This is a genomic window from Solimonas flava DSM 18980, from assembly GCF_000426685.1.
GTDB lineage: Bacteria > Pseudomonadota > Gammaproteobacteria > Nevskiales > Nevskiaceae > Solimonas > Solimonas flava.
In genome coordinates, this window is the sequence record NZ_AUFV01000001.1 from 157322 (window position 1) to 175364 (window position 18043).

Sequence of the window (18043 nt, forward strand, 5' to 3'; positions counted from 1 at the left end):
GGACTCTGTCAAGTTGCCGACACTTTCGCCCGCCCCTCATGACGCCCGCCGATATCCGATCGTTCATCGCGCAGAGCGAGTGGTTTCATGATCTGCCGCCGCCGGCGCTGGAGCAGCTCGCGCTGCTGGCGGTGCCGCGGCAGCTCGACGACGGCGCGCTGCTGTTCGCCAAGGGCGACGCCGCCGACGGTCTGTACGGTCTGATCTCCGGGCGCATCCGCATCAGCGCGACGACGGCGGACGGCCGGGATCTGGTCGTGCAGCTGTTCGAGCCGGGCAGCTGGTTCGGCGAGATCTCGATGTTCGACGGGCTGCCGCGCACGCACAACGCCTACGCGATCGGCGCCTCGACGCTGCTGCTGATTCCGCGCGTGCGCTTTCATGCGCTGCTCGCCGAGCATCCGGCGCTGTATCCGCACTTCATGCGCATGCTGTGCGGCAAGCTGCGGCGCAGCTTCGCGTGGATCGAATACGCGGCGTTCCTGCCGATGCCGGCGCGCATCGCCGCACGCCTGCTCGAACTGGCGCGGGATTACGGCGAGACGCAGGCGGACGGCGCGGTGCTGATCAAGCTGCACCTGCCGCAGGAGGAGCTCGGCCACATGCTGAGCACCTCGCGGCAGACGATCAGCAAGGAGCTGCGCACGTTCGAGTCGCGCGGCTGGATCGGGCTCGACTACGGACGCATCCTGATCCGCGATCCGGGCGCGCTGGCGGCGCTGGTCGGCGCCGCCGGCTGAGCGCGCCCGCTCGCGGTCTACTGGCGGTAGACCGGCCAGCGATCGACGATCTTGCCGCCGCGCAGCGCAAGCAGGTCGCCGAATTCGAGCAGGACTTCCTCGACGACGCGCGGCCGGAAGAAAACCTGATCGTCGACTTTCAGCCCGGTGGCCGGCGAGCCGTTGATGCCTTCCTGGTTCGAGCTGTGACCGAAGCTCGAATAGAACTGAAGACCCTTCGGCGATTCGTAGTCGGCCATCCAGTTGCCGCCGTAGATGAAGTAGGTCTCGCGCTGGTTCGGGTCCCACCACGACAGGATCGCCGACTTTTCGTCGAGGCCGGGCAGTTCGGTCGGGCCAGTGGCCTTGAGCACCGGCGTGGCGATGTAGGCGGCCGGGACGTGATTGGTCAGCGTGTCGATGTCGTAGTGCGTCGGCTTGAGCATGCCGGTGCCGACCGAGACCTCGTTGCTGATCTTCTCGTCGCGATGCAGCTGGTACGAGGGGCTGCCGGCCGTGTTCAGCGTCAGGCCGTCGTGCCACAGCGCGGCGTACGCGCGACGCGTGAAGTCGACGCTCGCCTGATAGCGGTCGAGCACGCGCTGCAGCAGCGCCTCGCGCGACGCGACGACCGACGGGATCGCGACGATGTGCGGGTCGTAACCCATGAAGCCCGAGAACTCCAGGTGCTCCGGGTTCGCGGCAATGGTCTTGAGCAGCTCGCCGAGCATTCCCAGATCCTGAACGCCGCCACGGTGCAGGCCGACGTCGAGCTCGATGTTGATGCGCATCTTCGTGCCGAGCCCGCGCGCGACGTCGAGGTACTGGCCGAGATGGTAAGGCGTGTCGATCAGCCACTGCAGCTGCTGTGTGGGGTCGAAGCTGCCCTTGTGGTTTTCGTAGAACAGCTGCGCCGAGCGCGCCGGCAGCGGCTTGCCGAGCAGGATGTCGGCCTCCGGCATGTTCTCGGCGTCGTGGTTCAGGAACGGCTGGTGGAAGGACATCAGCCGGTTCGTGTTGGTGCGCTGCGCGATGTACTGCATCAGGCCCAGCGACGGCAGCGATTTTTCGACGATGCGGTAATGCTTGCCGCTGGCGGCGGTGAAGGCATTGAGCTCGGCGATGTTGTGGTCGAGACGGTCGAGATCGATGAGCACGCTCGGCCGCATCGGACCGTTCTTCTTCAGCTCGTCGTTCAACGCGCGGAAGTAATCGTCGTACGGCGCGCCCTTGTCGCCCGGCTTGAGCGCCGCGCCGCCGCCGATCGCGACGGCGCCGACACCCAGCGTGCCGAGCAGGAATTTGCGTCTGTTCATCGTGTTTCTCCTCTGCGCCTCACGGCGTGTCCCTGGTGCACGTCGTCAGACGCCGAAGACCGTGCGCAGGTGGCCGTTCAGGAAGCGGCCCTGCGGGTCGAGCGCGGCACGCACGTCGGTGAATTCCTTCCAGCGCGGGTAGAGCGGCGCCAGCTGGCGTGCGCCGAGCGTGTGCAGCTTGCCCCAGTGCGGACGGCCGCCGTACTTCCAGAAGATCGGTTCGACCGCCGCGAAGTAATTGTGGTAATCCATCGTGTAATGCTGGTGGACCGAGATCGCGCAGCGCGGGCCGCCTTCGAACATGCTGAGCGGGATGTCGTCGGCGTGCACGTAGCGGTATTCGAGCGGGAACCAGGTCGGCAGCTGCTTGTCGTGAATCTTCTTGAGGATCTCGCGCAGGCAGGCCGGGCCGGCTTCGGCCGGCACCGAATACTCCATCTCGTTGAAGCGCACGTTGCGCACGTTGGCGAAGATCGCGTACGAGTCGCCGACGCGGTCGTCGAAGCTCGCCGTGCGTGCGATCAGGTTGAGGATCGCCGAGCGCGCTGCCGGCCAGTCGCTGCCGTACTTGTCGAGCTTCTCGATCGCCTTGACGTACTCATTGCCGCCCTCGGCGGCCGGATCGGCGACCGGCGTCGGCGGGTCCTCGGTCTCGTTCAGCGCGATCGCCGCCGCGTAATCGGAGTGGGTGATGACCTGCATTTCCCAATGCTGGTTCTCGCGCGTCAGGCGTTCGACGTCGTCGAGCAGGTCGTTGGTCTTGGCGATCCACATCTTTTCGCGCAGGCGGAAGGCCTTGCGGTTCTGCAGGCGCACGCGCGTGATGACGCCGAGCGCGCCGAGACCACAGCGCGCGGCGTTGAAGATCTCCGGATGGTGCTCGGCGTCGCAGTCGATCAGCTCGCCGCTGGCGGTGGCCAGACGCAGGCCGGCGACCTGCGACGAGTACGAGCCGAAGCTGACGCCGGTGCCGTGCGTCGAGGTCGAGATCGCGCCGGACAGCGTCTGGTAGTCGATATCGGACATGTTCGGCAGCGCCAGGCCGACGGCCTTGAGCGCTTCGCCCATCGTCGACATCGGCGTGCCGCCGCCGAACTCGGACTGCAGCTTGTCGGCATCGTGGCCGAGCAGGCCGCTGAGGTGGGCCATCGAGACGATGGTGCCGTCGGTCGGCACCAGCGGGCTGAAGGAGTGCGCGGCGCCGACCGGGCGGATCGTCGTGGTCGCGCCACGGATCAGCGCGCTCAGTTCATCCTCGGTCTTCGGCGCGATGCGCGCGAACGGGATGCAGGCCTGGCCGCCCGACCAGTTGCGCCACGGAATGATGCGGTGCGTCGGCGCGGCTGTGGCGGCGAGCGCGTTCCAGCCGCCGCCGGCGCCGAGCGCGACGCCGGCTGCGAGCTGGCGGATCAGATCCCGTCTGGTGACTTGCATGGTGCTTCCTCGTGTCCTGCTTACTGGTCCAGTTTGGCGCCCGACATGAATTCGATCAGGGCAATCAGCTCTTCTTCGGAGCACTGCATGCACATGCCCATCGGCGGCATGCCCTGGTAGCCGTTGATCGTGTGGTCGAGCAGGGTGTCGGTGCCCTGTGCGACGCGCGGTGCCCAGGCCTTGCGGTCGCCCGACAGCGGTGCGCCGGCGGCCGGGTTGGTGTGGCAGAGCTTGCAGCTGCCGTCGTAGACCTCGGCGAGTGCCGGGTCGGCCGGACGCGCGGCGACCGTGGCGCTGCTGTCCGCCGGCGCGGCGGCTTCCTGCTTGCCGCAAGCGGCGCCGGCGAGCAGCGCGAGCGCGGCGATCGTCAGCACTGGAATTCGAAACATCGTGGTGGCCCCCTGTGCGGCAGTGAAACGGAAGATTCGACTCATGGCACCGTGCCGCCTTCGGCGGCGAGCGTGGCCAGCAGCTGCTTGATGCGGCTGCGCTGCGTCTTGTTGAACGGGCTGACGCGGAACAGCTCCATCAGCCACAACCCCTCGGTCGCCAGATGCACCAGCGCGGCGCGATCGAAGGGTACGCCCTCGCTGATCGCCGGCAGGCGCTGCGCGAAGAATTCGCGGACCGGCGACATCAGCTTGGGGTCGCTGGCGACCACCGAAAGCAGGGCGCTGCTGACGCGATCATTGTGCAGCGGGTCGTTGATCGAGGCGCGTACGTAGGCGTGCAGCGCGCTGCCCGGGGCGCCCGGCAGTTTGCCCAGCTGCGCTTCGCGCGCCGCGTGCGAGCGCTCGATCGCGCGCGCCACCAGGGCCTCGAGCAGCGCGTTCTTGCTCGGGAAGTGGTACATGACGCCGCCCTTGCTGACGCCGGCCTCGCGGGCCACGGCATCGAGTGTCAGGCGCACCGCGCCGTGTTCGACGACGACCGCTTCGGCGGCGTCGAGCATGGCGTCGCGCGAGCTGGGACGTCCGGGACCGGAGGCTTTCTTCATGGCGGGCAAGGTAGGCGCGACGCCCCCTGCTTGCTTGACAGAAGGCGCCAGCCCGAAACCCTGACTGGCGCTCGTTGTGCGCTTCAATTACTGTACCGTCTGGTCGGCATAGAAAATGCGTATCCGAATACGCGAACGCGGCCCTCCATGGCGGAGTGCCGCAGCCGATGGCGAGGAGATGCCATGCAAGCGCGATGGAACGATGCCGGCGCAACGATACGCGCCGGGGCACTGACCGGAATCAGGGCGGCACTGGCGCCGCGCGGACTGCAGCCGGAGCCGCTGTGCGAGCGCCGCGGTGTCGATCCGGCTCTGCTCGACAACGCCGACGCCCGCCTGCCGGTCGGCCGCTATGTGGATCTGCTCGAAGATGCCGCGCGGGTCAGCGGCAATGCCGCGCTGGGCCTGCGTCTCGGCTATACCCAGCCGCTGAGTTCGATCGGTCCGGGGGCGGTGCGCATGGGTCGCGCGCGCAGTTTCGGTGAAGCGGTCCGTATCCTGATCGCCGACCTGCCGCTGCACCAGGATGGCGTCCGTATTGATCTCGAAGTCGACGGTCGCTGGGCGAGCCTGTCGTATTCGATCCGCCATCTGCACGGCATTGAATATGCGCAGGATGCCGAGCTGTCGATCGGCAAGATGCTGTCGGCGGCGCGGCGCCTCGGGCCCAGCGCCGACTGGGCGCCGGCGCAGGTGCACTTCGAGCATCCGGCGCCGGCCGATCCGTCGGCGCAGCGCCGGCTGTTCGGTGCGCCGGTGCATTTCTCGCAGCCGCGCAACGCGCTGATCTTCGACCGCGCGCTGCTCGACGCGCCGATGCGCGGCGCCGAGGGGCTCGGCGCCGGCGAGGCGGCTGGCGCGGTGCTGCCGTGCACCGAAAGCGCCCCCGATCTGGTTGCCGCGCTCAAGGGGCGCATCCTGCGCGCCCTGCCGCAGGGCGGCGTGACGATCGAGGCGATCGCCGAGCAGCTCGCACTCAGCGAGCGCACGCTGCAGCGCCGCCTGCAGGAGGCGGGCCTGAATTTCCAGCAGCTCGTCGAGCAGCTGCGCTACGAGACCGCCTGCCGCTACTTGCAGCAGGGCCATTTGCCGCTGACCGAGATCGGCTATCTGCTCGGCTATTCCGAGCCGAGCGCGTTCAGCCGCGCCTTCCGCCGCTGGAGCGGCGCCAGCCCGCTGGCCTACCGGCGCCAGCTGTCGTAGCCGGCCTCAGTCACGGGCGACGGCCAGCCAGCGCTGGCCGTCGCTGCCGTCGATGCGCTGCGTAGCCAGGCCGTAAACCTCGCGCATCAGCGCCGGATCGAGAATCGTGCGGGGCTCGCCGTGCGCGAACAGGCGCCCGCCGCGCAGGACGCTGACCTCGTCGGCATAAGCCAGCACCAGATTCGGATCGTGCAGCACGGCGATCACCCCGACGCCGCGCGCTGCCCAGGCACGCGCCAGGCGCAGGCAGGCGTGCTGGAAGGTGAGGTCGAGATGTGCGGTCGGCTCGTCGAGCAGCAGGTAACGTGGGCCCTCCGCCTCGTCCCAGATCTGGGCCAGGACGCGCGCCAGCTGCACGCGGGCGCGCTCGCCGCCTGACAGCTCCGGATAGCGACGCGCCGCCAGGTGCGCGGCGCCGGCGGAGTCCAGGGCCGCCGCGACGATCGCGCGCTCGGCTGGCGGCGTCCGCCGGCGTGCGTGCAGGCGGCCCAGCGCGACGACTTCCGTCGCGCTGAACGCGAACGCGAGGCCGTGCTGCTGCGGCAGCAGCGCGCGGCGGCGCGCCAGCTCGGCGGCCGGCCAGTCGGTGAGCGGTCGCTTGTCGAGCCTCACCTGACCGTGCGTCGCGGGCCACTCGCGGGCGAGCAGGCGCAACAGGGTCGACTTGCCGGCGCCGTTCGGGCCGATGACGGCGTGCAGGCGGCCCGGCGCAAAGCGCTGGCTGACGGCGGCCAGCAGGTCATGGCCGTGCCGCGCGTGGCCGAGATCGCAGGTTTCGAGCATCAGGCCAGATCCGGCGAGCGGCGCCAGCGCAGCAGCAGGGCCAGGAAGAACGGTGCGCCGAGCAGCGCGCAGACGATGCCGACCGGCACTTCGGTCGGCTGCAGCGCGAGCCGGGCGACGGTGTCGGCGCAGCCGAGCAGGGCGGCGCCGCCGAGGAATGACAGCGGCAGCAGCGCGCGATGGTCGGGGCCGAGACGCATGCGCAGCATGTGCGGCACCATCAGGCCGATGAAGCCGATGACGCCGGCGACGGCGACGGCCAGCGCTGTGCAAACCACGCCGAGTGCGATCGCGCGGCGCTTCAGCGCCGCCACGTCGACGCCGATGTGCGCGGCTTCGGCTTCGCCGAGCAGCAGCGCGTTCAATGCCGGGGCGTCGCGCCACAGCTGCAGCGCAGCGGCGATGATCAGTGGCGCCGCGATCGCGAGCTCCGCCCAGCCGGCGCGCCCGAGCGAACCGAACAGCCACAGGGTGATCGCGCGCAGCGTCGGATCGTTGGCGGCGTAGGCGATCAGGCCGAGCAGGCCGGCGGCGAAGGCGTTGACCGCCAGGCCGGCGAGCAGCAGCGTGACCGGTTGCGGATCACCGTCGACGCGCGCGATGCCGAGCACCAGCGCGGCGCTGGCCAGGCCGCCGAGCAGCGCCGCGAGGCCGATCAGGGCCTGCGCCGGTAACGGCCCGGCGGCTTGCGAGCCGAGCAGGGCAAGGCAGGCGGCGGCGGCGACCGCGGCGCCGCCGGAGACGCCGATGAAGCTCGGGTCGGCGAGCGGATTGCGCAGCACCGCCTGGAAGCTGCAGCCGGCGATCGCCAGGCCGCCGCCGACCAGCATCGCCGCCAGCGCGCGCGGCAGGCGCAGTGCATGGATCACGGTGCGCTCGGTCGGATCGAGCGCGTCGGGACGGAACAGGCCGGCGAGCACGTGGCTGGCCGGGATCGTCAGCGGGCCGCTCGCGAGCGCCCAGACGAAGGCCGCGACGGCGACGGCGGCGAGCAACAGGCCGCAGCGCAGCGGCGTGAGACGGAAGGCAGGAATCATTGCGGCCGGCATTGTGCCAGCCGCTTCGCTCGCCGGCCTATTTATTGAGGATCAGGCGGTCATTGCGCGTGCGCAGCAGCCGGTACTCCTGGCCGCGATGCTCGATGACCAGCTCGCGCGAGCCGCGCAGCAGTTCGTCGCTGCGCACGCGCGGCGCGAGGCCGTCGCGGCTCGGGATGATCGGGGTGCTCGGCGGGGTGGCGCGGAAGTCGTCCATGGCGTCTCTCCTGGGATGAGATTCAAATAATAATCATTATCATTTGATAGTCAATGAGGATGATGGGCGCCGCCGCTCCCGCTTGCCGGCGGATCCTGCTCCGAGCCACCACGGCCTGAGCCACTGATATACTCACGCGCTTCGCGAGAGTGGCGGAATTGGTAGACGCACTGGATTTAGGTTCCAGCGCCGCAAGGCGTGCGAGTTCGAGTCTCGCCTTTCGCACCAGAGCCGCTTTCGAAGAAAGCCAAAACTCACAAGACCTCAGAGTGTTAGAAATGGAAGTTCATGTTGATTCGCCGGGCGGACTGCGCCGGCAGATGCGTGTCCGTGTGCCCGCCGAGCAGGTCGCCAAGGCGGTCGATGAGCGTCTCAACAAGCTGGCCCGCCGTGCCAAGCTGCCGGGCTTCCGCCCGGGCAAGGCGCCGCGCAAGGTCGTCGAGCAGCAGTTCGGCGATTCGGCACGCATGGAGGCGATCTCCGATCTGGTCAACCAGACTTATCCGCAGGCGCTGAACCAGGCGGGCGTCAATCCGGCCGGCCAGCCGCAGATCGACATCACCGCCGAAAACGCGGGCGAGGCCTTCGAGTACGTCGCGCACTTCGAGGTCTATCCGGAGATCCAGCTGACCGCGCTCGACGCGCTGCAGATCGAAAAGCCGGCGGTCGAGGTGACCGAGGCCGACATCGACCGCCTGATCGGCAACCTGCGCAAGGCGCGTCGCGAATTCAATGACGTCAGCCGCGCCGCGCAGAATGGCGATCTGATCAAGATCGACTTTCTCGGCAAGGTCGACGGCGAGGCCTTCGCCGGCGGCGAGGGTAAGGACGTGCAGTTCGAACTCGGCGAGGGACGTTTCCTGCCCGATCTTGAGAACGGCATCATCGGCCACGCGGCCGGCGAGACGTTCACGGTTGACGTCAAGTTCCCGGACGACTACCGCGCCGAGAACCTGCGCGGCAAGACGGCGCAGTTCGAGGTGACCGTCAAGGAAGTCCGCGAACCGAAGCTGCCGGAGATCGACGCCGAGTTCCTCAAGGCCCACCAGGTCGACGAGGCCGAGGGCGAGGCGGGTCTGCGCGCCAAGTGCAAGGCGGCGCTCGAGAAGGAGCGTGACAAGGCGGTCCAGAACCGCCTCAAGAGCCAGGCGCTCGAACAGCTGCTGAAGGCCAACCCGATCGAGCTGCCGCAGGCGCTGATCCAGCAGGAAATCCCGCGTCTGCGCGAGGAAGCGGCGGCGCGCATGAACATGGCGAACCTCGATCCGGCCAAGCGCGCGCAGTTGCTGCCCGACGCTCTGTTCGAGAAGACGGCGGGCCAGCGCGTGGCGCTCGGTCTGCTGGTCGGCGAAGTCATCAAGGCCAAGGACATCAAGCTCGATGCGGCCCGTGTCGACGCCGCGCTCGACGCGATGGCGGCCGACTACGAGCAGCCGGAGCAGGTCAAGGCTTATTACCGTTCGCGTCCGGACCTGATGCAGGGTCTGCGCGCGATGGTGCTCGAGGATCAGGTGGTCGACGCCCTGATCGCCGGCGTCACGCCGCTCGCAAAGCCGCTGAGCCTCGAAGAGCTGCTCAACCCGCAGGCGGCGGCCGGCGCCTGATTCACGTAGTCTCGGCATCGGGCGGAGCCGCGCCGGCTTGAACGGCGCGGTTCCGCCTCCATGCTGTCCGGAAAGCCCTCGCGCGCTTCCGATCTCCCACCCCGATTTCCGAGCAACGCCATGACCGACATTGTGACCCGCGCCCAGTACCTCGTGCCGATGGTGATCGAGCAGACGGCTCGTGGCGAGCGCTCGTTCGACATCTACTCGCGCCTGCTCAAGGAGCGCGTGATCTTCATCGTCGGTCCGATCGAGGACCACATGGCGAACCTGATCGTGGCGCAGCTGCTGTTTCTTGAATCCGAGAATCCGGACAAGGACATCCACGTCTACATCAACTCGCCGGGCGGCGTGATCACGGCCGGCCTGTCGATCTACGACACGATGAAGTTCATCAAGCCCGATGTGTCGACGATGTGCATCGGCCAGGCGGCCAGCATGGGCGCTTTCCTGCTGGGCGCCGGCGCCAAGGGCAAGCGCTTCGCGCTGCCGAATGCGCGGATGATGATCCATCAGCCGTCCGGCGGCGCGCAGGGCCAGGCCAGCGACATCGAGATCCAGGCCCGTGAGATCCTGTATCTGCGCGAGAAGCTGAACAAGCTGATGTCCGAGCACACCGGGCAGCCGCTCGACAAGATCGAGCGCGACGTCGAGCGCGACTATTTCATGAATGCCGAGCAGGCCAAGGAATACGGTCTGATCGACCAGATCCTGGTCCAGCGGGGCGGTTCCGCCGCCTGAACGGCGTTGTCAGGACGCCCGGCGAGGCGAGTTTTGCAGAAAAATGACCCTGTGCTATACAGGAGTCGCCGGGCATCAACGCCTGGATGAGGATGTGAGATGACGAACGAAACGCGGAGCGGCGGTACCCACAGCGGTCGGGTTCTGTACTGCTCCTTCTGCGGCAAGAGCGAGCACGAAGTGCGCAAGCTCATTGCCGGCCCCTCGGTTTACATCTGCGATGAATGCGTTGACCTGTGCAACGACATCATCCGCGAGGAGGTCCACGCCAAGCCGCAGACCAAGGGCCTGCCGAAGCCGCACGAAATCCGCGCGGTCCTCGACGAATACGTGATCGGCCAGGACACCGCCAAGAAGATTCTGTCGGTTGCCGTCTACAACCACTACAAGCGTCTGTCGCTGAAGGGTACGGACGGCGTCGAGATCGCCAAGTCGAACATCCTGCTGATCGGTCCGACCGGCTCGGGCAAGACCTTGCTGGCCGAAACGCTGGCGCGCCTGCTCGACGTGCCGTTCGCGATCGCCGACGCGACGACGCTGACCGAAGCCGGCTACGTCGGCGAGGACGTCGAGAACATCATTGCCCGCCTGCTGCAGAAGTGCGACTACGACGTCGAGAAGGCGCAGCGCGGCATCGTCTACATCGACGAGATCGACAAGATCTCGCGCAAGAGCGAGAACCCGAGCATCACGCGTGACGTGTCGGGCGAGGGCGTGCAGCAGGCGCTGCTCAAGCTCGTCGAAGGCACGATCGCCAGCGTGCCGCCGCAGGGCGGCCGCAAGCATCCGCAGCAGGAGTTCCTGCAGGTCAACACGGCCGGCATTCTGTTCATCTGCGGCGGTGCGTTCGCGGGCCTCGACAAGGTGATCCAGCAGCGCTCGGAACGCACCGGCATCGGCTTCTCCGCCGAGGTGAAGTCCGAGAAGGACAGCCGGCACGTCAACCAGCTGATGGCCAAGGTCGAGCCGGATGACCTGATCCGCTTCGGCATGATCCCGGAGTTCATCGGCCGTCTGCCGGTCTGCGCGGTGCTCGAGGAACTCGACGAGGAAGCGCTGATGTCGATCCTCAAGGAGCCGAAGAACGCGCTGGTCAAGCAGTACGCCAAGCTGTTCAACATGGAAGGCGTGCAGCTCGAAATCCGCGAGGACGCGCTGCGTGCGATCTCGCGCAAGGCCAAGGATCGCAAGACCGGCGCCCGCGGCCTGCGCACGATCATGGAGAACATGCTGCTCGACGTCATGTACGACCTGCCGTCGATGCAGAACGTCAGCAAGGTCGTCGTCGACGAGGCGGTCGTCAAGGGCGAAGCCAAGCCGTTCATCGTCTACGAGAACAGTGAAGCCAAGCCGCGTGAAAGCGCAGCCTGAGTTTCGTTCCGTGTACGCCAAAGAGCCCCGCATCGCGGGGCTCTTTGCGTTGTGGCGCCTGTCGGGTGCGCTGTCGCTGGCGCTATGCGCCTTGCCGGCGGCGGCCTGGGAGTGCGACGCGGCGCAGGTGCTGCGCGTGCACGACGGCGATACCGTCACGGTGCGCTGCGGGTCTGGCAAGCCGGTGAAGCTGCGCCTGGCGTCGGTCGATGCGCCGGAGCTGCATCAGATCGGCGGCGCGGCATCGCGCGACGCGCTGGCGGCGCTGCTGGCGCACGGCACGGTGCGCGTGCACACGCGCGCCGTCGACCGCTACGAACGCCTCATCGCCGAGCTGCATGTCGACGGCGAGGAGGTCGGCCTGTGTCTCGTCGAACAGGGCCAGGCCTGGTGCGGGATGCGGCCGAGCGCGGCCTGCCGCGACGCCCAGGCGCAGGCGCGCGCAGCGCGGCGCGGCCTGTGGGCGGAGCCGTCGCCGCAGCCGCCCTGGCAGTGGCGCCGCGCGCATCCGCGCACCGACTGAAAGCGCGTCCGCGGCGGCCCGCCTCAGCTTGCGGGCACGGCCTGTCGTACGAACGGCAGAAAGGCTTCCAACGACGGACTCGGCCACATGTTCTTGAGCTGCACGCGATACAGCGGCCGCACGATGCGCAGGTCCTTGACCGGCACGACCACCAGCGTGCGCGCCCGCAGCTCGGTGCGGACCGCGAGCGCCGACAGGATCGCGACGCCGGCGCCGGTCGCAACGGTGTGCTTGATCGCCTCGGTGCTGGCCAGCGTCATCGCCGGGCGCACCACGAGACCACGTTCGGTGAGCGCCCGCTCGGTGACGGCGCGCGTGCCCGAGCCGGTTTCATGCATCAGCAGCGGCAGTTTTGCCAGCGCGGCGAGTGTCAGCGCTTTCGGCCCGATCGCCGGGTGACGCGGCGCGGCGATCAGTACCAGCTCGTCCTGCGCGAATACCTGATAGTCGAGCACGTCGCTGCGCTCGATGCCCTCGGCGAAGCCGATGTCGATCTCGCCGGCGAGCAGTTTGTCCTCGATCGCCTGGGTATTCTCGACCTGCAGGCTCAGCTCGACGCCCGGATGTTCGCGACGATACGCGGCGAGCGCCTTGGGCAGCACGTAAGCGCCGATCGTGCGGCTGGCGCCGATCGCGATGCGTCCGCGCGCGACGCGGCGCAGGTCGCGCAGCGCCTGCTCGGCCTCGGCTTCGATCGCGAACAGGCGGTTGGCGTAGCCGAACAGCAGTCGTCCAGCCTCGGTCAGGCGCATGCCGCGCGGCAGGCGCTGGAACAGCGCGACGCCGAGCGTGCGTTCGAACTCGCCGAGCTGCTTGGATACCGCGGACTGGCTGACGTGCAGTTCGCGCGCGCCGCCGCTGACGCTGCCGGCGGCGGCGACGGCACGGAAGATCGAGAGATGGTTGAGATTCACGGAACGCCGATCCTGCCATGAATAAAAGAGAATGAAGGCTTGAATATATTGCCTTTTAAACATGTCAGGCCAGCGCCTATCATGTCGGCCTTCGTCGCTGTCGCGACGCTTCCACCGCCTGCAGAACGATCATGACCATCCAGAAAGCGACCAACGTCCATTGGCACGAAGGCGAGGTGACCCGCGCCGACCGCGGCAAGCTGCTCGGCCAGAAGGGCGCGACCCTCTGGTTCACCGGCCTGTCCGGCTCCGGCAAGAGCACGGTCGCCGTGGCGCTCGAAAAGGTGCTGCATGCGCAGGGCCGCCTCGCGTACCGCCTCGACGGCGACAACGTGCGCATGGGCATCAACAAGAATCTCGGCTTTTCGGCCGAGGACCGTGCCGAGAACATCCGCCGCATCGGCGAAGTCGCCAAGCTGTTCGTCGACGCCGGCGTGATCGTGCTGTCGAGCTTCGTCTCGCCGTACCGCGCCGACCGCGACCTGGTGCGCAAGCTGCACGAGGACGCCGGCATGGATTTCATCGAGGTCTACGTCGACGTGCCGCTCGAAGAGGCCGAGAAGCGTGATCCGAAGGGCCTCTACAAGAAGGCGCGTGCCGGCGAGATCAAGAATTTCACCGGTATCAGCGATCCGTACGAGGCGCCGGAGAAGCCGGAACTGGTGCTGCCGAGCCACCAGATGAGCCTTGAAGCCGAAGTCGAGGCGCTGCTCGAACTGCTCGCCGCGCGCGGCATCGTCGCCGCCTGATTCTTTTCGTTCTTCCGAATTCCGTTACCGAGTCCTATCGATGATCAAGCCCCACGGTTCCGACGCGCTGCAGCCGCGTTTCGTCTACGACACCGCCAAGCATGAAGCCCTCAGCAAGGAAGCCGAGACGCTGCCGAGCCTGCTGCTGAACTCGGCCGCCGCCGCCAATGCGGTGATGCTCGGCGCCGGCTACTTCAATCCGCTGTCCGGCTACATGAACCTTGCCGACGCGCTGAGCGTCGCCAAGAATCTGAAGACCGCGTCGGGCCTGTTCTGGCCGGTGCCGATCGTCAATCTCACCCGGGACAGCGGCATCAAGGCCGGCCAGCGCATCGCGCTGCGCGATCCGAACGTCGAGGGCCATCCGGTGCTCGCGGTGATGGACGTGCAGGGCGTCGAGCACGTCAGCGACGAGCAGCTGCGCGAGATGGCCAAGGAGATCTTCGGCAACCTCGACGACAAGCATCCGGGCGTGAAGACTTTCCTGTCGCTCGGCAACACGCTGCTGTCCGGCCCGATCGACGTGCTGAACTTCAGCTACTTCCAGACCGAGTTCCCCGACACCTTCCGCACCGCCGTCGAGATCCGCAACGAGATCGCCGAACGCGGCTGGAACAAGGTCGTCGCGTTCCAGACGCGCAACCCGATGCACCGTGCGCACGAAGAGCTGTGCCGCATGGCACACGAGCGTCTCGGCACCGACGGCATCGTCATTCACATGCTGCTCGGCAAGCTCAAGGAAGGCGACATTCCGGCGCCGGTGCGCGATGCCTGCATCCGCACGATGGTCGAGCATTACTTCCCGAAGAACACGGTGATGATCACCGGCTACGGCTTCGACATGCTCTACGCCGGTCCGCGCGAAGCGGTGCTGCACGCGGTGTTCCGCCAGAACATGGGCGCCGACTACCTGATCGTCGGCCGCGATCACGCCGGCGTCGGCGACTACTACGGCCCGTTTGACGCGCAGACGATCTTCGACGAGAAGGTGCCGAAGGGCGCGCTGCAGATCGAGATCTTCCGCGCCGACAACACCGCCTTCAGCAAGAAGCTCGGTCGCGTCGTGATGATGCGCGAGGCGCCGGATCACGTGCCCGACGACTTCGTCGCGCTGTCGGGCACCAAGGTGCGCCAGATGCTCGGTGCCGGCATCGCACCGCCGCCGGAATTCTCGCGTCCGGAAGTGGCGAAGGTGCTGATGGAGTATTACCAGATCGAAGACGCCAAGAAGGCCTGAGACGCGCGCCGGGCCGGGTCTGCCACGCAGATCCGGTCGCCCGCGTGGTGGTGGGTGATGGTCCGGCGAGGCCGGGTGCCGTGAGGACGAAATGGCTTACATCGACGTATTCAATGGCGACGCCGACGGCATCTGCGCGCTGACACAGCTGCATCTCGCCGAGCCGCGCGACGCACGGCTCGTCACCGGCGTCAAGCGCGACATCGAGCTGCTCGATCAGGTCGAGGCGGCGGCCGGCGATCGCGTCACGGTGCTCGACATCTCGCTCGACAAGAACCGCGACGGCGTCGTGCGGCTGCTCGCCGCCGGCGCCGAGCTGTTCTATGTCGATCATCACTTCGCCGGCGCCATTCCCGATGCCGGCGCGCAGGGCGGGCGCCTGACGACGATCATCAACGAGGCGCCGGACGTCTGCACCAGCCTGCTCGTCAACGGGTATCTGAAGAACCGCTACCTGGCCTGGGCCGTGGTCGGCGCGTTCGGCGACAACCTGAAGAAGAGCGCCGAGACGTTGGCCCGCGGCCTGTCCGTCAGCGAGGCGCAGCTGCGCCAGCTCGAGGATCTGGGCACCTATCTCAACTACAACGGCTACGGCGAATCGGTCGGCGATCTGCACTTCGCGCCGGACGCGCTGTTCCGCCTCGTCAGCCGGCATGAATCGCCGCTCGAGTTCATCGCCGGCGACGGCCGCCGGCACTTCGAGCAGCTCGCCGACGGCTACAAGACCGACATGGGTCAGGCCGCGGCGGCGCGGCCGCAGGCGGGCTCGACCGATGACGCTGCGCTGTTCATCCTGCCGGACGCGCCATGGGCGCGTCGCGTCAGCGGCGTCTACAGCAACGATCTGGTCAACCAGTATCCGGATCGCGCGCACGCCGTGCTGACCGAGAAGGCCAACGGCCACTATCTGATCAGCGTGCGCGCGCCGCTGAACCGCAAGAGGGGCGCCGACGAGCTGTGCCGTCGCTTCCCGACCGGCGGCGGCCGCGCCGCGGCGGCGGGCATCAATGATCTGCCGGCGGCGCAGCTCGGCGAGTTCACGCGTCAGTTCACCGCGCAGTTCGCACGCTGAAGGCGCAAACGAAAAGCCGCGCCGCGGGTCTGCTGCGGCGCGGCTTTTTGCGTTCAGCCGGCCGGCGTCGCCGGTGCGGAGGCCTCGGCGGCTGGCGACCGTCGCGTGCTCTGGGCCAGGCCGACGAGCACGGCGGTGGCGAGATAGCAGGCGCTCGCGAACTGCAGCGCCACCGTCGTGTCGCCGAGCGCGACGAGGCGTGCGCTCAGCGCCGGACTCAGCGCCGTGCCGAGCGTGCCGGCGAAGATCAGCGTCGACACCATGCGCGCCGGCGGCCGCGCCAGCAGGCTCGTCGCGTAGCTGATGCAGAGCTTGAGGATGCCGGCGTTGATCAGCCCGAACACGAGGGCGTTGAGGCGCAGCGCGGCGACGTCGTGCAGCAGCCAGAACAGCGCCGAGTCGAGCACCGCGAGCGGCACGATCAGGTTCAGCAGCAGGCGCGGCGAGAAGCGCAGGCTCAGCCCGACCAGCACGATCTGGCCGATCGCCATGCCGCTCCAGTAGCGGCTCACCACGTCGGCGCTGGCCGCCAGCTCGGCGCCGAGCGCGGTCTGCAGATGATTCGGCAGCCACAGGAACAGCGAGACCTGGCCGAGCATGTAGGCGAACAGGGCGACGGCGCAGAGCACGGCGCCGAGCGGCCAGCGCGTGGCGCCATCGCTTTGTGGTCCGCCGGCCGCCGGATAGCGGCAGGACATCGCCAGCGCGACGACTGCGAGCGACACCGCGGCGAGCGCCGCGTAGGCCGCGCTCCAGCGCCAGCCGGCGGCGATCGCGGCGCCGGCCAGCAGCGGACACAGCACGCCGGCGAGGCTGAAGGAGACGTCGGTCGACAGCAGCGCCGCGGCGCGGCGCTCGGGGGAATAGATCAGCGTCAGCGTGATCGCCGCGCCGGCGAGGCCGAGGCCGCAGGCGAGGCCGAGCAGACCGAGCAGCGGCGCCAGCGCGTTCCAGTCATCGACCAGCAGGATCGCGCCGATCAGCAGCGCGAGCGTGAGGTACGAGCCAGCGAACAGGCGTCGCAGCGGCAGCCAGCCGTAGCCGAACAGGCTCAGCAGCGAGCCGCAGAAGATGCCGCCGGTGAACCATGAGAAGCGCGCCGCCGCGTCCGCGACCGACAGGCCGAAGTGCGCGGCGAGCGCGCCGGTGACGACGCCGGTCTGCGACAGCAGGCCGGACATCGCGAAGTAGGCAAGGAAGCTGGCCAGCGTCAGCCGGCCGCGGTTGTCGGTGGCGTGGCGGAGCCACTGCAGCGGTACGGCGGCGGAGCGGGAAGGGCGCATCGAAAGCTCGGTGGCGTTGACCGGTGCCCCGAGCATAGCCTAGGATTTCTCTAAAGGTAAGACGTCTGACGTCTTACAAATAAACGAGGAATCGACATGAAAACCGCCAATGTCTCGTCCCGCGTCGCCGAAGCGCGGCGCCGTCTCGAAGCGCTGATTCGCGAGACCGACGGCGATCGCCTGCCGTCCGAGGACGCGCTCGCGACCCAGCTCGGCGTCAGCCGGCCGACCGTGCGCGCCGCGCTCGGTGAGCTGGAGGCGGCCGGCTACATCCAGCGCCGCCACGGCCGCGGCACCTTCATCAATCCGGTCGCCGCCCGCATCGAAGCGCGGCTGGAGCTGTGGGAGGAATTCAGCGCGCTGGTCGCGCGGGCCGGCTTCGCGCCCTCGGTGCGCGTGCTCGGCACCGAGCGCCGGGCGATGCCGGCCGACATCGCCCGCGCGCTCGGTCACGAGCCCGGCACCGAAGCCTGGGCCGTGCGCCGCGTGTTCCTCGCCGACGGCCAGCCGGCGATCCACTGCGAGGACTTCGTGCCCTGCGCGCTGCTGCCCGACGATTTCGATCCGGCCGAGCTGAGCCGCGACGACACCTTCCACGTGCTCGCCGCGCACCGTCATCCGCCGATCGACTACGCGTTCTCGCGCGTCAGCGCCCAGCTCGCGCAGGCGCGCCTGGCCCGCGATCTCGATCTGGCCGAAGGCACGCCGCTGCTGTCGTTCACCAGCACGGCCTATCGCGCCGACAACCGCCCGGTGTTCGCCTGCGTCGAGCACTACCGGCCCGGCATCGTCGACTTCAGCCTGCTGCGCCGCCACGTCTGAGCGCCGACTAACTCCCCCATT

The 18043-nt window shown here is 68.3% G+C and carries 19 protein-coding genes and 1 tRNA gene; 11 read left to right on the forward strand and 9 right to left on the reverse strand.

What is annotated here, in order from left to right:
* Nucleotides 1-38: 38 nt before the first annotated feature.
* Nucleotides 39-740: a Crp/Fnr family transcriptional regulator gene (locus K343_RS0100720; protein WP_028006446.1), complete on the forward strand. Its 702-nt coding sequence runs from the start codon at nt 39-41 to the stop codon at nt 738-740.
* A gap of 17 nt (nt 741-757) precedes the next feature.
* On the opposite strand, the gene K343_RS0100725 is transcribed toward K343_RS0100720, so the two are convergent.
* From K343_RS0100725 to K343_RS0100740, 4 genes are read right to left on the reverse strand one after another with little or no spacing between them, the layout of a single operon-like run.
* On the reverse strand, nt 758-2035 hold the full coding sequence (locus tag K343_RS0100725) for a DSD1 family PLP-dependent enzyme (protein ID WP_028006447.1): 1278 nt from the start codon (nt 2033-2035) through the stop codon (nt 758-760).
* A 45-nt stretch (nt 2036-2080) separates the two neighbouring features.
* Nucleotides 2081-3469 carry a D-arabinono-1,4-lactone oxidase gene (locus K343_RS0100730; protein ID WP_028006448.1) on the reverse strand — a complete coding sequence of 463 codons (1389 nt, stop codon included), beginning with the start codon at nt 3467-3469 and terminating at the stop codon, nt 2081-2083.
* A gap of 20 nt (nt 3470-3489) precedes the next feature.
* Nucleotides 3490-3858, reverse strand: a complete 369-nt coding sequence (locus K343_RS0100735; protein ID WP_028006449.1) for a c-type cytochrome — start codon at nt 3856-3858, stop codon at nt 3490-3492.
* A 41-nt stretch (nt 3859-3899) separates the two neighbouring features.
* Nucleotides 3900-4466 (reverse strand): TetR/AcrR family transcriptional regulator, encoded by a 567-nt coding sequence (locus K343_RS0100740; RefSeq protein WP_028006450.1) that lies wholly within the window; start codon nt 4464-4466, stop codon nt 3900-3902.
* Nucleotides 4467-4649: 183 nt separating this feature from the next.
* On the opposite strand from K343_RS0100740, the gene qhpR reads away from it, so the two are divergent.
* Complete coding sequence (gene qhpR, locus K343_RS23075; protein ID WP_051277798.1) at nt 4650-5669, forward strand: AraC-like transcriptional regulator QhpR; 1020 nt, start codon at nt 4650-4652, stop codon at nt 5667-5669.
* Nucleotides 5670-5675: 6 nt separating this feature from the next.
* Here the strand turns inward: qhpR and K343_RS0100750 are convergent, their stop codons facing one another.
* From K343_RS0100750 to hemP, 3 genes are read right to left on the reverse strand one after another with little or no spacing between them, the layout of a single operon-like run.
* Complete coding sequence (locus K343_RS0100750) at nt 5676-6452, reverse strand: heme ABC transporter ATP-binding protein (RefSeq protein ID WP_043111801.1); 777 nt, start codon at nt 6450-6452, stop codon at nt 5676-5678.
* Complete coding sequence (locus K343_RS0100755; RefSeq protein WP_043111802.1) at nt 6452-7489, reverse strand: FecCD family ABC transporter permease; 1038 nt, start codon at nt 7487-7489, stop codon at nt 6452-6454. The genes K343_RS0100750 and K343_RS0100755 overlap by 1 nt, the downstream gene beginning before the upstream one ends.
* Nucleotides 7490-7526: 37 nt before the next feature.
* Nucleotides 7527-7706, reverse strand: a complete 180-nt coding sequence (hemP, locus tag K343_RS0100760) for a hemin uptake protein HemP (protein WP_020650316.1) — start codon at nt 7704-7706, stop codon at nt 7527-7529.
* Between the two features lie 143 nt (nt 7707-7849).
* Here hemP and K343_RS0100770 point away from each other — a divergent pair.
* From K343_RS0100770 to K343_RS0100790, 5 genes are all read left to right on the forward strand, one after another.
* A tRNA-Leu gene (locus K343_RS0100770) sits at nt 7850-7934 on the forward strand.
* Nucleotides 7935-7984: 50 nt separating this feature from the next.
* Nucleotides 7985-9310 carry a trigger factor gene (gene tig / locus K343_RS0100775; RefSeq protein ID WP_028006453.1) on the forward strand — a complete coding sequence of 442 codons (1326 nt, stop codon included), beginning with the start codon at nt 7985-7987 and terminating at the stop codon, nt 9308-9310.
* A 120-nt stretch (nt 9311-9430) separates the two neighbouring features.
* A complete protein-coding gene (gene clpP / locus K343_RS0100780; RefSeq protein ID WP_028006454.1) occupies nt 9431-10051 on the forward strand; it encodes an ATP-dependent Clp endopeptidase proteolytic subunit ClpP in 621 nt (206 codons plus the stop codon).
* A 99-nt stretch (nt 10052-10150) separates the two neighbouring features.
* Nucleotides 10151-11422, forward strand: a complete 1272-nt coding sequence (gene clpX / locus K343_RS0100785) for an ATP-dependent Clp protease ATP-binding subunit ClpX (RefSeq protein ID WP_028006455.1) — start codon at nt 10151-10153, stop codon at nt 11420-11422.
* Between the two features lie 10 nt (nt 11423-11432).
* Complete coding sequence (locus K343_RS0100790) at nt 11433-11945, forward strand: thermonuclease family protein (protein WP_161628840.1); 513 nt, start codon at nt 11433-11435, stop codon at nt 11943-11945.
* Between the two features lie 23 nt (nt 11946-11968).
* Here the strand turns inward: K343_RS0100790 and K343_RS0100795 are convergent, their stop codons facing one another.
* Nucleotides 11969-12859: a LysR family transcriptional regulator gene (locus tag K343_RS0100795; RefSeq protein ID WP_028006457.1), complete on the reverse strand. Its 891-nt coding sequence runs from the start codon at nt 12857-12859 to the stop codon at nt 11969-11971.
* Between the two features lie 131 nt (nt 12860-12990).
* On the opposite strand from K343_RS0100795, the gene cysC reads away from it, so the two are divergent.
* The 3 genes from cysC to K343_RS0100810 all read left to right on the forward strand — a co-directional run bounded on the left by cysC (nt 12991) and on the right by K343_RS0100810 (nt 15917).
* Entirely contained in the window at nt 12991-13608 is a 618-nt protein-coding gene (cysC, locus tag K343_RS0100800) for an adenylyl-sulfate kinase (protein ID WP_020650334.1), read from the forward strand.
* 40 nt (nt 13609-13648) lie between these two features.
* The gene (gene sat, locus K343_RS0100805; protein ID WP_028006458.1) at nt 13649-14845 is read left to right on the forward strand and encodes a sulfate adenylyltransferase; all 1197 of its coding nucleotides are present in this window, start codon (nt 13649-13651) and stop codon (nt 14843-14845) included.
* Between the two features lie 91 nt (nt 14846-14936).
* On the forward strand, nt 14937-15917 hold the full coding sequence (locus tag K343_RS0100810) for a hypothetical protein (protein WP_028006459.1): 981 nt from the start codon (nt 14937-14939) through the stop codon (nt 15915-15917).
* A gap of 53 nt (nt 15918-15970) precedes the next feature.
* Here K343_RS0100810 and tsgA read toward each other — a convergent pair whose 3' ends face one another.
* Entirely contained in the window at nt 15971-17200 is a 1230-nt protein-coding gene (tsgA, locus tag K343_RS20285) for an MFS transporter TsgA (protein WP_161628841.1), read from the reverse strand.
* Nucleotides 17201-17296: 96 nt separating this feature from the next.
* On the opposite strand from tsgA, the gene K343_RS23080 reads away from it, so the two are divergent.
* Nucleotides 17297-18022 (forward strand): GntR family transcriptional regulator, encoded by a 726-nt coding sequence (locus tag K343_RS23080; RefSeq protein WP_051277801.1) that lies wholly within the window; start codon nt 17297-17299, stop codon nt 18020-18022.
* Nucleotides 18023-18043 lie beyond the last annotated feature (21 nt).

Coding starts and splice junctions, on each gene's coding strand:
- K343_RS0100720 (WP_028006446.1), top strand. CDS start 39: ATGACGCCCGCCGATATCCGATCGTTCATCGCGCAGAGCGAGTGGTTT.
- K343_RS0100725 (WP_028006447.1), bottom strand. CDS start 2,035: ATGAACAGACGCAAATTCCTGCTCGGCACGCTGGGTGTCGGCGCCGTC.
- K343_RS0100730 (WP_028006448.1), bottom strand. CDS start 3,469: ATGCAAGTCACCAGACGGGATCTGATCCGCCAGCTCGCAGCCGGCGTC.
- K343_RS0100735 (WP_028006449.1), bottom strand. CDS start 3,858: ATGTTTCGAATTCCAGTGCTGACGATCGCCGCGCTCGCGCTGCTCGCC.
- K343_RS0100740 (WP_028006450.1), bottom strand. CDS start 4,466: ATGAAGAAAGCCTCCGGTCCCGGACGTCCCAGCTCGCGCGACGCCATG.
- qhpR (WP_051277798.1), top strand. CDS start 4,650: ATGCAAGCGCGATGGAACGATGCCGGCGCAACGATACGCGCCGGGGCA.
- K343_RS0100750 (WP_043111801.1), bottom strand. CDS start 6,452: ATGCTCGAAACCTGCGATCTCGGCCACGCGCGGCACGGCCATGACCTG.
- K343_RS0100755 (WP_043111802.1), bottom strand. CDS start 7,489: ATGATTCCTGCCTTCCGTCTCACGCCGCTGCGCTGCGGCCTGTTGCTC.
- hemP (WP_020650316.1), bottom strand. CDS start 7,706: ATGGACGACTTCCGCGCCACCCCGCCGAGCACCCCGATCATCCCGAGC.
- tig (WP_028006453.1), top strand. CDS start 7,985: ATGGAAGTTCATGTTGATTCGCCGGGCGGACTGCGCCGGCAGATGCGT.
- clpP (WP_028006454.1), top strand. CDS start 9,431: ATGACCGACATTGTGACCCGCGCCCAGTACCTCGTGCCGATGGTGATC.
- clpX (WP_028006455.1), top strand. CDS start 10,151: ATGACGAACGAAACGCGGAGCGGCGGTACCCACAGCGGTCGGGTTCTG.
- cysC (WP_020650334.1), top strand. CDS start 12,991: ATGACCATCCAGAAAGCGACCAACGTCCATTGGCACGAAGGCGAGGTG.
- sat (WP_028006458.1), top strand. CDS start 13,649: ATGATCAAGCCCCACGGTTCCGACGCGCTGCAGCCGCGTTTCGTCTAC.
- K343_RS0100810 (WP_028006459.1), top strand. CDS start 14,937: ATGGCTTACATCGACGTATTCAATGGCGACGCCGACGGCATCTGCGCG.
- tsgA (WP_161628841.1), bottom strand. CDS start 17,200: ATGCGCCCTTCCCGCTCCGCCGCCGTACCGCTGCAGTGGCTCCGCCAC.
- K343_RS23080 (WP_051277801.1), top strand. CDS start 17,297: ATGAAAACCGCCAATGTCTCGTCCCGCGTCGCCGAAGCGCGGCGCCGT.